Below are 15,250 nucleotides of genomic sequence, written 5' to 3'. Positions count from 1 at the left end.
TTGGAAAAAAACTCAAAGATATTTGTTGCCGGGCATCGCGGTTTAGTCGGATCAGCTTTAGTGCGTCGACTTGAAGCGGACGGTTACATAAACCTGGTTACGCGTTCCCATGCAGAATTGGACCTGGAAAAACAAGACGCGGTCAGTAAGTTCTTTGAAGATGAACATCCCGAATTTGTTTTTATGGCCGCGGCGAAGGTCGGCGGAATCCACGCCAACAACACGTATCGCGCCGATTTTTTGATCAAGAATCTTAAGATCCAGAACAATATAATCGAGTCATCCTATATCACATCAGTCAAAAAACTAATGTTTCTGGGGAGCTCTTGTATTTACCCGAGATTAGCGCCTCAACCTCTTAAAGAGTCCTACTTACTTACCGGTACCTTGGAGCCGACAAACGAGCCTTATGCGATTGCTAAGATAGCCGGTATCAAATTATGTGAGTCATACAATCGTCAATACGGGACTAACTACATATCCGTGATGCCGACAAATTTATACGGCGAGAATGATAATTTTGATTTGCAGAATGCACACGTATTACCGGCTCTTATTCGTAAATTCATAGAAGCTAAAACCAAAGATGAGCCTTCTGTGATTATATGGGGTTCCGGTGTGCCTTTGCGGGAGTTTCTCTATGTTGATGACATGGCTGACGCTTGTGTTTTTCTGATGAACAGTTACTCTGGGAATGAATTTATCAATATAGGCGTCGGAGAAGAAATTTCAATCAAAAATCTGGCTGAATTAATTAAGAAGTTGATAGGATACGGAGGAAAATTGATTTTTGATACCACCAAGCTGGATGGTACGCCAAGAAAATTGATGGATGTTTCAAAATTAAATTCATTGGGATGGAAGGCAAAAACTACTTTGGAAGAGGGATTACGAAAGACAATAAGTTGGTATATGAATCATATCCAATAAAATAGATTCCATTTCATATTTTTTTTTTCTACATTACCATTGCAATAGCTGTATAATCTTTTTCAGATTCTACAAAGACATGGCATTGAGTTTTGAGTCTCGATGATTTAGCTTAAATTGAATTCTGTAGTTTTCTTATGCATATTCATCGCAAGTCTCTCTATGTATTTCGATTCACTGCAGATATAGCGGCCATCCTCATAGCCTTTATATCAGCTGCAAACTATTTTGCAACCCGCAATGCCATTGAACTTACCACTCGCGACTATTTTCTTTCCTTTTCATTGATACTTATCTGGTTTTTTTCAGCGCGTATAACGAATTTGTATGATGAATTCCGCTCCCGTTCTTTTGGAATTGAATTTATCGGTTTGATCAAGAACGTACTAATACAAGTAATTGCGGCGATTCTGATCTTGTTTTTAATGAAAAACCATCCGTTATCTCGCTCATTTGTTTTAATGTACGCCATCGGGTCGCTCAGTCTTGTGACATTTGAAAGATTTCTTTTAAGAGGATTTTTGTATCTGCTTCGAAAGCGCGGAAGAAATTTAAGAAATATTCTTATTATTGGCGCAGGAGAAGTTGGACAAAGTTTTCATGAATCCATTCTTACGAATCCGCATTTTGGTTACAGACTTGTCGGGTTTTTGGATGATCACAGCAAAACATCGCTCAATGGCCAATATCTTGGAACCATAGATCAACTGGAAAAAATGCTTACCGATCACCCGGTCGATGATGTGATTATTGCGTTGCCGGCTTATGCGGTTGAAAAAATTGACGAGGTTATAAAAACGTGTACCAGTCATACCACACGTGTCAAGATCATTCCGGATTATTTCAGATTTATTTCCGACAAGTTTGAGATCACCATGTTTGACCGGTTTCCGGTTATTTCAGTTCGGAAAGATAAGTTAGACGAGATGCATTGGTATGTCTTAAAGCGTGCGTTCGACGCCCTATTCTCGCTTGTTATGATCGTATTCTTTCTTTCATGGCTTGTTCCGTTAATTGCAATAGTTATTAAGTTGTTTTCGAAGGGGCCGGTATTTTTTAAACAAGAGCGATGGGGGCGAAATAACAAAAAAATTACTTGTTACAAATTCCGCTCCATGGTTTCAGACAGTCGGGATACCAACAGCGAAGGAAAATACCAACAGGCTACTAAGAACGACCCGCGTATCACATCGCTTGGAAAATTTCTACGTAAGACCAATTTGGACGAACTTCCGCAATTCTGGAATGTTTTAAAAGGGCAAATGTCCGTTGTCGGTCCGCGTCCGCATCCGACGCCGCTTAATATGGAATCGAAAAACATTATAGATAATTATATGCTGCGCCATCTTGTGAAACCGGGAATTACCGGATGGGCGCAAGTGAATGGGTTTCGCGGAGAAACTAAAGATCCGGATTTGATGCAAAAACGCGTTAATCATGATATTTGGTATATAGAAAACTGGTCTTTTTCCCTTGATGTTGAAATCATATTCATGACAGTCTGGCAAATGCTCAAGTGGGACACGAAGGGATATTAGGTGATGTCGGCAGCTTAATTGTAAGCTCCCGTGATTCTTTAAAATCTATTTTTTTTCCATAGGAAAACATATTGGGCTCCAGGAGCGGTGATAGATACGCCACAGGATTCTTTATGGTTTAGTTGCGCTTAATTCCAAAAAGATTCTCAAAGAATAACGCAAAGCGTTAAAACGGATAGTAATTCTTAGGAGTTAATTACTTGTTCAAAATTAAACGGTCTGTATCCGGATTCTTGATGTTTCTTTGCACACTTTCTCTGTTAGGCCAAGGTCAGGAAAACATCATTTCAGAAAGCGGTAAAACCACTCCGTCAGTCAATCTTCCACTATATCATTTTGTATATGATTTCATAGAAAAACTCGAGGCGAAGAATGTCATTGCTCCGTCCATCGAATTACGCAATAAACCGTATACCCGTAATACCGTTCTAAAAATCATCATTGAATTAGACGAAAAGTTAACCAATAACCCGCTGTTACTTTCCCGATCGGAAATGGGGCTCTTTCAAAAACTCAAAGGCGAATTTCATTTTGAATTGAAACAGACGAGCAATGATGTCTCGGTTGACGAAATTGAAAAACACATTATCGATTTTGAACCGGATATTTCTGGCGGCATGAGTTATGTTCTCGGAGATGCTATTCTTGAACAGGCGGTGGATATCAACCGGTATGGAGGGCAGGAAGACACAATAAATGAAGCAGTTAGCTTTACTCGTGCTTCCGGGCGTGTGCGCGGCGTATTAAAAAATACCATTGCATTTTATTCAGATTTTTCCAGCACGCTAATCAAAGGATCGGACAAGGCTTATCGTTTTGGCGAAAGCAGCCAGGGTGGCGTAATAAATTATAATCCATCAAGTGACAACGTATATTCCCTAAACGCAAACGCCTATCTTGTCATTGAGCCAAAATGGTTTCGACTTCAATTTGGGAAAGATCCTATTATTATTGGCCCCGGAAAACACTCCAATTTATTTCTATCCGAAAATGCAGGCGCTTTTGATAATTTAAGGTTGGACGTCACGTTTGATCGACTTAAGTTCACTTATTTGCACGGTTGGCTCCGGAGTAAACCACTTGTCTATAACGGCGCAGGAGATGCCAGCGATAGGAAGTATATCGTGGCGCACCGGCTGGAATGGAAAGCTTTGCCCTGGTTCTTTCTGGCAGGTAATGAAAGCGTGATATACGGTGGACGGGACGTTGAAATTCAGTATTTGAACCCTATCATTCCGTATCATATTTCAGAACAATATCTCGGAGATAAAGACAATAATACGATGAGTTTTGACGCGACTGCTTTTATGGTTCCAAACGTCAAGGCCTACGCTGCATTATACCTTGACGATTTTACTACTGTCCGAAATCCATTTACTTATTGGAAGCAAACTTGGGCCGTAATGGCCGGCGTTTATTGGGTTGAGCCGTTTAATGTGCAGGATACCGATTTCCGGTTTGAATATTCCAGAATCGAACCGTACGTTTATTCTCACAAATACGGCCTTCTTAACTATGCCCATTTTCGTTCCAGTATTGGGTCGTCCCTTCCGCCCAATTCCGATGACTATTTTTTCGAAATCAGATATCGTCCGATGCGAAAACTATTTTTTGGATTAAATTATGAATTATTGCGTCACGGCAATGGTAATATAGAAGTATTTGGCTATGAGGACGGGTTCGTGGATGCAGGTACACCCGGAAAACAAAACAAAACGTTTCTGCAGGGCATTAATGAAACCAAAAATATTATTTCCACCCAATTCCAATGGGAAACGTTTCGCCAACAATATTTGTACTTGATCTATCAGTGGACACACATTCAGGGTTTTGAACATATTCGAAATCGCACTGCTATACAAAACCGCTTTCTTATGGGCTATAAGCTTGATTATTAGACTCTGTTAGAATATATTACACACTCCAAAAAGTAAATCAATTCAGAGGTTATTTATCGAGGGAAGTTCTTTGTGGACATGAAAGTATTTAGGCTTTTAAAGACATTGTCATTTACGTAAAAATTAAAAGTCAAAAATCAAAATGACAAATTAAATATCAAAAAACCCAATGTCTTAACTTCATTCCGTGAAGTTTTTGTGGGAGTTATCTAAATAAAATATTAAAATATTAGTTCTTTGTATGAAATTTAAATGGCTATCAATTCATGAAAAAATATTGCGGATTCTATTTTTTAACTTTTTGATTTGTATTTTTACATTCTAATATTTCATTCTTAATTTCTACATCCTAAACAATTTCTCGAATAATTTCTAATAAACCGTTTAAGAGAACATAAACCCATAGAGGTTCATGATGCGTACAATACGGTTAATCGGTGTTCCTTTGGATTTGGGGGCAGGAAGACGCGGAACCGATATGGGTCCTTCGGCCATGCGTATCGCTGGCCTAAGGGAACGTCTAAATGAATTAGGTTATACCGTCAAGGATAGCGGGGATATCGTATCGAAAACCCCGGAAATTCTAAGAATAGGCCATGAACGTCTCAAATATCTCAATGAGATCGTCAGGGCCGTAACCACGCTGTCGGATGCGGTTGAAAAAAGTTTTCACGATCACGAATTTCCTCTGATCCTGGGCGGCGATCATTCGATTGCCATTGGAACCTTAGCCGGGGTGTCTTCTCATTTCAGAAAACAACATAAGAAAATCGGGGTTATCTGGGTAGATGCGCATGGGGACATGAATACACCGGAAACGTCGCCATCAGGAAATATTCACGGGATGCCGCTCGCTATTTCCATGGGCGTAGGCCACCCTAAATTAACTTCGGTTGGAGGAAGTTTTATTAAGGTTGATCCGTCCAACACGGTATTGGTGGGTATCCGGACGCTGGATCAGGGTGAGATCAACCATATCCGTGAAATGGGCGTGACCGTTTTTACCATGCGGGATATTGACGAACAAGGTATTCATGACATTATTGAAAAGGCCATTCAAATCGCATCCGGGGACACGGCCGGTATCCATCTTAGTTTTGATGCCGACAGCATTGATCCGTCGGTAGCACCCGGAGTCGGAACTCCGGTTCATGGAGGCCTGACCTACCGCGAGGCGCATTATGTGATGGAATCGCTGCATAATTGTAAACGCGTAGTATCTGCCGAATTTGTCGAAGCCAATCCGATTCTCGATACGAAAAATCAAACCGCCAAGATCGGGGTAGAGCTTATGGCTTCGTTTTTCGGAAAAAGAATCATCTAACTTGCAAAGAGAGGACTCTGTTGAATATGCATCGCTTTTATCCGCAGTTGCTCATTATTATTTTAATTCCATTCTTGATTCTTGGTTCATTAGCGCGCGCTGAAGATGATATTCGTTTTTATGGCGATAAAAACGGATATGATGAACAGTTGTTGATAAACCATCTATCTCTTTCGGAGCAGCGACTGCTGCTTGATCTGTCCGGTGAATGGACCATCACCATCGACGGCGTTACCCGTTCGATCAATGTTCCCAGTAATTACGATTACGAAGGGAAAGTGATTTACAGAAAAACATTTACTCCGGGGCCCGAATTCAGAAACAAGCACTTTCGTTTGGTCAGCTTTGGCATCAACTTTCGTTCCGAGATACGCATCAACGGCGACTTTATCGCCAATGTCAACAGCGCTTATCTGCATACGGAAATAGATCTTGATGAAACGCTGATCCATGCGGAAGAACCCAACACGATCGAAATTGTCGTAGACAGCCGTTTGGACTCGCGCACGGGTATACCGCGTTATGCCAGAACGCTCCAACCAAAATTATACGGCGGGATTTTCAGAGAAATATTTCTCATCGCGACGCCTAAATTAGCTATAAGCAAATATCATGTTGCATACGAAATCGCAGCGGATCAAAGAAGCTGCGATATGGTTTTGAATTTACAATTGCGCAATTATGATTTTGGCTTTCAGATCAAGGACACATCCGGAGTCGCGGGAATTATTAATAAAAACGAGAATGTCCGTTATCTTATAGAAATATTTAATGAAGAAGACCCTGAACCTGTTTATACGAATCGATACAAACGCTACCGTAATGTCTGGGAAATACCGAAGATTAGAGAATTGAATCAGGAAAATGTGGTTTCGGTTACGAATTTTACAAATTTTGACACTCGTTTTACCATAGAGAAACCTATTTTTTGGGCGACGGTAAATCCTTACCGTTATCGACTCATTATTTCCATCATGATCGGAAATGAGATGGTGGATCAGGTTTCCACGCAGCTCGGAATTGCCAGGTCCGAGGCGCATGAGCAGTATTTGTTATTTAACGCACAGCCTTTAAGTATCAAAGGCGTGGTTTATTATGAAGATTTTCCAGGAACGGGAAACAGCATCCCTTATGCGGTGATGGAGCAGGATATTCAGAAGATCAAGAAAATGGGAGCCAATACTATTTACTTTAAGCATCATCCGCCGCATCCCTATTTTATAGAACTATGCAACCGATATGGCATGTACCTTATGTACGAAGCGCCGCTGCATAGTCTGACTACTAATGTCATTCAGCAGCCGGCCTATGTGGAAGACCTGAAGAGCTATTTCAAGTCCATGATTCAGTATGACCGGATGAACCCGTGTATTATTGCATGGGGCGTGGGCAGCGCATCGGATCACAGTCAGAAGGCGTCGTTGGATTATTTCTCAACTCTGACCCAATGGATACGAACGCTGGATGATCGTCCTATTTTTTACACTTCGGTACTTGGCAGCCAGGACACGTATCTCGATAATGTCGATATTATCAATTTGGATATTCGCGGAAATAATCCTCTCTGGATCAATTCATTTATCAACAGAAGCTTATCGCGATGGCCCAACCGTGCAGTGATCTGCTTGTATGGAGCTCAGATATTTTCTAACAATCAGAACGGCTACAGCGACCCGATGTCGACCAAGTTCCAGGCCAAACACATAGTGGATATGTACAAGAAACTTGATGAATGGAAAGTTGCGGGCGGACTCATTCGTTCCTATAATGACTTTTCCGTGAACCGGCCTTATGTTCACGCTAATCCGCATTACGACGCGACTATTTACACTTCCGGCCTTGTCACCTATGACCGCAAAGATCGATTTGCTTATGACATTGCCAAATCGGTTTACAGTGATGACAAGTTCGATGCCATCGCAATAGGGTCGTATCAGACCATTTATCCCAAAACATATCCGTTAATGGGCCTTCTGCTTGTTATCGTATTTATAAGTTTTTACCGTCAAAGCGGAAAATTCAAGAACAGTGTTTTCAGATCGATCACGAAAATTTTAAGTTTTTACAGCGATATTCGTGAAAGCCGTGTTATCACGGTATGGCCGGCGCTTGTGATCGGATTTCTCAGCAGTCTTGCGCTGGCTTCTCATCTATCGATTCTTTTTTACGAATTGCGCCGACATCAGATATTTGACGAAGTGATGGCCAACGGGATCGTGGCCGATACATTGAAAGGCTGGATAGACGGACTGGCATGGAGCCCGGAAGCGTTTGTATTTCAGTTTTGGTTCATTTTTTGTTTTGCGTTCCTGATCATTTCTGTTATTATCAAACTGCTTAGTTTTGTTTTTTTAAAACCGCTGTCATTCCAGCAGTCGCTCATCGCGGGTTTGTGGAGCAGTTCTCATTATTTATTCCTGATACCCTGCGTGATCCTCTTTCAGCGCTTAATGAAAGTCGACGTTTTTCTTTATCTTTCCATTTGGATTTCTTTTGCCATGATCCTCTGGCACTGCGTTCGTCTGATGCGTATTCTCAAAATTCTCTACGATGTTTCGTGGTTAAAAGTAGTCGTGGTGTATGGCGGCTTATGGCTGATCTTGATTTTTACGTCAAGTTATTCATACTCCAAGAAATACGATTTTTTCAATATTATGGAATACGTAAAAGAAATTCACGACAGCAAAAATTATTCTTATGAATAACCGGAGGATCGTCGGCGTTGAATGATAACGAAGTACTCGATATTTTCCGTAAAAGCGGCGCTCTACTGGAAGGGCATTTCATCCTGACGTCGGGCGCGCACAGTCCTAATTATTTTCAATGCGCCAAGGTATTGCAGTACCCGAATTGGGCGCAGATCTTGTGCGCGGAGATCGCAATGTTCTTCAAAGACCACAAAATTCATGCGGTTGCGGCACCGGCGGTTGGCGGCATCATTGTCGGCCATGAAGTAGCGCGGACATTGAATGCGCGGTGTGTTTTTTCGGAACGGGAAAACGGCGTAATGAGTTTTCGGCGCGGTTTTGAGATCAAACGCGATGAAAACGTGCTGGTGGTTGAGGATGTGGTCACGACGGGCGGTTCGATCAAAGAGGTCGTGCAGTTATGCCGCGACGCCAATGCCAACGTGATCGGCGTGGGATTTTTGGTCGACCGAAGTAACGGAAAAGTGGAATTCGGCGTGCCGAAATATTCTCTCGTGTCCGTGGACGTTGTAAAATACGAACCGCGGGAATGTCCGCTATGTAAAAATGGCGAACTTCCGGCCGTCAAACCCGGCAGCCGCACGCTATAAATGAAAAATGTTAAATATTTTTGCATGTGAATTTTTAGATGATCAATTTTTCTATTAAACATTATGCCGTCTGATTTTTATATCTGCGTTCTCGGAAGCGGAAGCAAAGGAAACTGCGTTTATCTCCGCGCGGGCGGTGTGCATTTTCTGGTTGACGCCGGGCTGCGTTACAATGAAGTCGAAAATCGCCTGCGCGACATTGACGTGAGCACAAAAGACATTCAGCATGTATTCATCACGCATGAACATATTGACCATATCAGCGGTTTGAAGAAATTTGCCAAGAATAATACAGCGACGGTTCATGTAAACGCGCAGACCTATCTCCGTGTGAGTTCGGAGCTTCCAGCGCATTATCCTGTAAATGTATTTGACACGGCGTTCGAAATTAACGACATTAGAGTAACGCCTTTTGCGGTCTCACATGATGCCGTTGATCCAATGGCATTCAGTTTCAGCTTTTTAGAAAAAAAAATCAGCGTTGTGACCGATACGGGATACGCCACCAACTTGGTTAAGGAACAGATCAAGAACAGCGATGTTATGGTATTGGAATGTAACCACGATGAAGAAATGCTGAAAAAAGGCATTTATCCGTGGCCCTTGAAACAACGCATCGCAGGCAAACTTGGACATCTTTCCAATTTACAAGCTGCGCAAACGCTGGCCGAAGTTACGAGCGTGCGGTTACGGCATGTTTTTCTGGCCCATTTAAGCGCAGAAAACAATTCGCCGAAACTGGCATTGGAAACCGTCGGGTCGCATTTTTCTAATTTACAATTAAATTGTCCCGCGTTGATCATGACACATCAGAGTAGGGTTAGTGAATTAGTTTCTATCTGATAATTTCTCTTTATTTTAAGAGCCTATCGGGTTTACTCACATACGTCATGGCGGGCCCTTCGGCAGGCCTCAGGACAAGCTTGTCGAACCATGGCAAAGTATAGTAAATTCAGCCTTCGATTTTGCTCAGGCTTTCTTATTATGAGCCAACCCGATAAGCATGTTATTTTATTATAGGTATTCATGGACGAATCATTATTACAAACTCAGGAAGAACTTTCTGCATTGCGCGCGCAGGCCGATGCGTTGGAGCAAACGGATGCGAAGCTGTCGAAATCCGAAAGCGCGGCTCTGAAAGAAATTCTAACCAAATACTACCGCTTGCCGCTGCCGTATCAACTCGACGTTTACCGAAACTTTCTGGATCAGCCGGTTGAATTACGAATGACCATCCAGAACGATACCTTCTGGACCCGCGTCGGACGTTACATTCAGGTGCTTGATTTCAGCGAGCTGGAAAGACTAAAATTTGCCCGCGATTCGGAATGCCAGAATCTCATGGTATTTTTGTTGTTTGAAAAAAACCTTGAGGTATTGGACGCTGTCTTCAATAATCCAAGGCTTCCGACAAAAGTTCTGATGGATTATATCAATCTGATCAAGGAACGCGACATCGATCGTGAAGACGATAAGATATTAAAAACGGCGCAACGTGTGATGAAACGCCGCAGCCGGCGCATTGTCAAGGCGAGGGAAATTCACGGGTTGGCTTTCCAGAGCCTGAGTATTGAAAATGCGGCCATTTTGTTTTCGTATCTTATTGACGAAGATCCGCAGATCCGACAAGCTGCCGCCAATGTTATTTCCATGATGTCGATCAAATTTCTGCAAAAAATAATTAAAAGCGATGAATTTGCAGATTTAATGCGGCAGAGGCAACCGACGCTTTTGGGCAACGAGTTTTTTGATATCATGCAGTCCGCCGTCAAGATCATTCTTACTTCCAAAGACACCAGCAAAATGATGGAAGAGGAAGAAGAAATTGAAATTGAAGCGGATTTGACCGCCGACCTAAATGAGAGAAAACTTAAGACCCTCGAAAAGAGTAAAGACGATCCGTCTGACTTTTTCAATTTGAGTGTGATCGTGTACATGCATTTGGAAAATGATGAAGCGGTCAGCGATATTGCGCAGGACGTTTTGTCATTGGATGATATATTTGATTTGCTGAGCGACGATTCTACTCCGCGCCATGTTTCGGTAACGATTTTGAAGATGCTGGAAAGGCATCCGAACAAACAAATTCAGGCGCGGGCGCAGGAAATTCGGATCAAAGGAGCCGAAAAGCTGAATAAAAAAATGAAAGAAATCGAAGTCAGCATCAATGCGTATTTCGATGTCATTTTTCAATCGCTCAATTATTCAAAAATTAACAATGAAAAAGAAGCGGCGCAGAACCTTCGCATTGCGTTAAACTATCTTCAGCAGTTTGCCCAGGAATCCAATGACCTGGAGCAGAGCGCGGTGACGGTGACGCAGGGCGTGCTGCGAAAAGCGATCGAACATTTTGATCACTCTGTTACAGACCTGTACGGAGACACGAAAAAAGAAGTTTTCAGTGAAATTGAAGAAATTCAAGGCATGGTGCAGCATATTTTGGATTTGAAAAATTTCAAATTCGAAGAGGAGAATCAAAAAGCCGAAGACGTCGATGAGGAAATACTGAATAAAGCCGTCATGATATGGCGCGCCACCATCAGCGTATTTCTGGGACGTGTCAAGGACCTCGAGGAAATGCTTCGCATGAAATGGACGAAACTCATCAGTGAAACTAATTCCAAACAGAAAATGGAAGCCATTGAAAGCGAATTATATGAAGCCTTTGGCGAAATTGAAGCTGCGCATAAAAACGACGTGGAGTGTAAGTTAAAGATACCGTGCCGTGAATGTAAGCGCCGCGGATGCGCGTCGGAGCGCTTTCTGCACCAGGTCGATTTTCTTCTCGACGAGATCAACGTTAATTTCGGTAAGCAAAAATCCGCCAATCATGCCCGCTAAGCTCCCCCGTTCTTTTTATAGCCGCCCTACTCTTGATGTGGCGCCGGACCTGCTTGGGAAAATTCTTGTTCGCATCAAAGGTAAAACGGTAACCTCCGGACGTATTGTAGAGGTTGAAGCCTATCGTAATGCCGACGACCCGGCGTCGCACGCGCATCCGGGAAAAACGCCGCGCAATATCCTCATGTTCGGCGAGGCAGGGCACGCGTACGTTTATTTTATTTACGGCATGTATTTTTGCGTGAATGTAGTGACGGAAAGGACCGGCACTGCCGGGGCTTGCCTGATCCGGGCATTGGAACCTTTGGACGGAATCGGCGTTATGAAAAAGCGGCGCCATATTGAAAAAACAATAGACCTCGCAAACGGGCCTGGAAAATTATGCCAAGCGATGTCAATCAATCTCGCTTTGAATGGGGAAGATTATTTGGGGAACACTTTGTTCATTGTTGATGACGGTTACGCCGGTTTCAGAATCAAAAGATCCCCTCGCATCGGCATTCAATATGCTGTTGACAAACGCTGGCGTTTCTTTATTCATGGCAACAGTTATGTGACTAAAAACAAGTTTAATGCTTTGTAAGCTGGAAAGCCAAACCGAACATCCTGTTTGAAAATGAAAAAACTTTTTTTATATTGCGCCTCGATTAGAAGGGAACTGATTTATAACGGAGAATGAATGAGCGATTTGATCAAAAATACAACACAAGAGATTCCGAAAGCATACGATCCCAAAACGGTGGAAGATAAATGGTATGCCTATTGGATGAAGCACCGTCTGTTTCACGCCGAAGTGAATAAGAATAAAAAGCCGTTCACGATTGTCATTCCGCCGCCGAATGTAACCGGGGCATTGCATATCGGCCATGCGTATAATAATTCCGTGCAGGATATTTACGTTCGCTTCAAACGTATGCAGGGGTTCGAAACGTTATGGTCACCGGGAACGGATCACGCGGGTATTGCGACGCAGACCGTCGTGGAGAAACAACTAAAATCCGAAGGAAAAGACCGGCGGCAAATGGGACGCGACGCGTTTGTCGGTGAGGTTTGGAAACATAAAGAAATTTACCGTGCGCGTATCATCGGGCAATTGCAGAAAATGGGATGTTCCTGTGACTGGGACAGGGAATGGTTTACGATGGATGAAACGTTGTCCGATGCCGTGCTGGAAGTATTTGTTCATTTCTACGAAAAAGGATGGATTTATAAAGGAAATTATATTGTCAACTGGTGCCCGTTTTCCCAATCCGCTATTTCCGATGAGGAAGTGGAATATAAAGAGGTGAATGGGAAACTCTGGCATTTCAAATATCCTGTGAAAGACTCCGACGAATTTATGATCGTGGCAACCACGCGCCCGGAAACCATGCTCGGCGATACCGGCGTGGCTGTTCATCCCGACGATGAACGCTACAAACATCTGAATGGAAAAAAAGTTATTCTTCCAATTGTAGGTCGGGAGATACCTATTTTTGCCGATGCCTACGTAGATAAAGAATTTGGAACCGGAGCCGTTAAGGTAACGCCATCGCATGATCCGAACGATTTTCAAATGGGCAAACGTCATCAGTTAGAGTTTGTTAACATCATGAATGTGGATGCGTCGCTGAATAAAAATGTTCCGGAACGGTTTCAAGGCCTCGATCGTTTTACCGCGCGTAAAAAAGTCGTAGAGGAAATGCAGCAACTCGGTTTTCTCGAAAAGATCGAGGATCATCTTAACCGTGTCGGTTATTCTCAGAGGGGAAATGTTCCAATCGAGCCGCTGGTATCGGAACAATGGTTTCTCAAAATGGATGAACTCGCCAGACCGGCGCTGGAGGCGGTTCAAAACGGCGAGATCAAAATTCATCCGGAGAAATGGATAAAGACGTACGAACATTGGATGACATCCATTCGCGACTGGTGTATCTCGCGTCAACTTTGGTGGGGGCACAGAATTCCTGCGTACTATTTGCCTTCGGGAGAAATGGTTGTGGCCAAATCGAGAGAAGATGCCGCCGAAAAATTTAGAATTAAGAATTTAAAATTCAAAATCGAAGACATCCGTCAGGATGACGACGTACTGGACACATGGTTTTCTTCCTGGTTAGTGCCGTTTTCCTCCATGGGTTGGCCTAAAAAAACAGAAAATCTGGATTATTTTTATCCGACCAATTTGCTTGTGACCGGCCCGGATATCATTTTTTTCTGGGTGGCGCGCATGATCATGGCAGGACTGGAGTTCACGAAGAAACCGCCTTTCACGCAGGTTTATTTTAACGGCATTGTACGTGATGAAAAAGGGCGTAAGATGAGCAAATCGCTCGGCAACGGCATCGACCCGATCGCGGTGATCAATACCTATTCTGCTGATGCGTTGCGTTTTACACTCGTTGACTTGAGCGCAGAAGGGCAGGATATTAATTTAAGTGAAAAGCAGTTTGAGATCGGAAGAAATTTTTCAAACAAAGTATGGAACTCATTTCGATTTATCGCAATGCAGATGGAAAATTGCCCGCAGGCGAAACCGCAATTACCCGACGCATCCAAGATCACGGAACTGGCGGATCATTGGATATTGAGCCGATACAATCGGGCAGTTGCCGGCATAACGGATGGATTGGAAAATTACAAATTGCATGAGGCCATGAATTCCGTTTATCAGTTTTTTTGGAATGATTACTGCGACTGGTATCTCGAAATGATCAAAGAACGAATGTATAACGGTTCCGAAGAAGTAAAAATTCAGACACTGTCCACTGCGCTGTATCTCATGGAAGGAATCATGAAACTCATGCATCCGATCGTTCCTTTTATTAGCGAGGAAATTTGGCAGCGATTGGCGCCGCGAAAAGACGGTGAAAGCATCATGACGCAAGCATGGGAAAAGACCGATTCAAAACGAGTGAATTCGGCGGTAGAAAAAGAATTCGAACAGATTCAAAATATTATTGTGTCGATTCGTAATATCCGTTCCGAAATGAATATTTCACCTGCAAAAAAAACCGATGCGTTCATCGTAACCGATGATGACCAAATGACCGCGCTGCTGCATAGCGCAGATTCATACATCAAGAATCTTGCGCGTGTGGAGAATATGACCACGGTGGCAACACTTCAAAAACCAAAAAATTCCGCCAGCGCGGTGGTGGCGGGTGTGGAATTGTACATTCCGCTCGAGGGTATAATTGACGCCGAAGCGGAACGCGCGAGATTGAGCAAGGAGATTGCCCGGTTGGAAAATCAGGTAGAAGGCATCTCAAGAAAACTTGATAACGCGGATTTTGTTGCCAAGGCTCCGCCACAGGTGATTGAAAAAGAAAAAGCAAAATTACGGAATTTCCGCGAAACGATAAAAACGTTACGCGGAAGTTTAGAACAGTTTAAGAGTTAATGCCACGGCTCCTCCCCCTAATTCGATAGAGATGTGAATACG

At 43.1% G+C, this 15,250-nt stretch carries 10 protein-coding genes; all 10 read left to right on the top strand.

Going from position 1 to position 15,250, the window contains the following annotated elements; translation table 11 throughout:
- The 10 genes from F9K33_03050 to F9K33_03005 all read left to right on the top strand — a co-directional run bounded on the left by F9K33_03050 (window position 1) and on the right by F9K33_03005 (window position 15,208).
- Window positions 1–930, top strand: a complete 930-nt coding sequence (locus tag F9K33_03050) for a GDP-L-fucose synthase (GenBank protein KAB2880952.1) — start codon at window positions 1–3, stop codon at window positions 928–930.
- 137 nt (window positions 931–1,067) lie between these two features.
- A complete protein-coding gene (locus F9K33_03045) occupies window positions 1,068–2,468 on the top strand; it encodes an undecaprenyl-phosphate glucose phosphotransferase (protein ID KAB2880951.1) in 1,401 nt (466 codons plus the stop codon).
- Window positions 2,469–2,668: 200 nt separating this feature from the next.
- Window positions 2,669–4,366: a capsule assembly Wzi family protein gene (locus F9K33_03040; GenBank protein ID KAB2880950.1), complete on the top strand. Its 1,698-nt coding sequence runs from the start codon at window positions 2,669–2,671 to the stop codon at window positions 4,364–4,366.
- Between the two features lie 415 nt (window positions 4,367–4,781).
- Window positions 4,782–5,690, top strand: coding sequence for an arginase (gene rocF / locus F9K33_03035; GenBank protein ID KAB2881003.1), 909 nt, complete (start codon window positions 4,782–4,784; stop codon window positions 5,688–5,690).
- A gap of 26 nt (window positions 5,691–5,716) precedes the next feature.
- On the top strand, window positions 5,717–8,395 hold the full coding sequence (locus tag F9K33_03030) for a hypothetical protein (protein KAB2880949.1): 2,679 nt from the start codon (window positions 5,717–5,719) through the stop codon (window positions 8,393–8,395).
- A gap of 17 nt (window positions 8,396–8,412) precedes the next feature.
- On the top strand, window positions 8,413–8,988 hold the full coding sequence (locus F9K33_03025) for an orotate phosphoribosyltransferase (protein ID KAB2880948.1): 576 nt from the start codon (window positions 8,413–8,415) through the stop codon (window positions 8,986–8,988).
- Window positions 8,989–9,051: 63 nt separating this feature from the next.
- Entirely contained in the window at window positions 9,052–9,831 is a 780-nt protein-coding gene (locus tag F9K33_03020) for an MBL fold metallo-hydrolase (GenBank protein KAB2880947.1), read from the top strand.
- 183 nt (window positions 9,832–10,014) lie between these two features.
- Window positions 10,015–11,829, top strand: a complete 1,815-nt coding sequence (locus F9K33_03015; protein KAB2880946.1) for a hypothetical protein — start codon at window positions 10,015–10,017, stop codon at window positions 11,827–11,829.
- Entirely contained in the window at window positions 11,819–12,412 is a 594-nt protein-coding gene (locus F9K33_03010) for a DNA-3-methyladenine glycosylase (GenBank protein KAB2880945.1), read from the top strand. The genes F9K33_03015 and F9K33_03010 overlap by 11 nt, the downstream gene beginning before the upstream one ends.
- Before the next feature lie 96 nt (window positions 12,413–12,508).
- Window positions 12,509–15,208, top strand: coding sequence for a valine--tRNA ligase (locus tag F9K33_03005; GenBank protein KAB2880944.1), 2,700 nt, complete (start codon window positions 12,509–12,511; stop codon window positions 15,206–15,208).
- The last annotated feature ends 42 nt before the right edge of the window (window positions 15,209–15,250 follow it).

This window comes from bacterium (assembly GCA_008933615.1).
Lineage (GTDB): Bacteria > CLD3 > CLD3 > SB21 > SB21 > SB21.
Note: the sequence above shows the minus strand (reverse complement) of the source record. Positions and strands in the feature narration are given on the sequence as shown.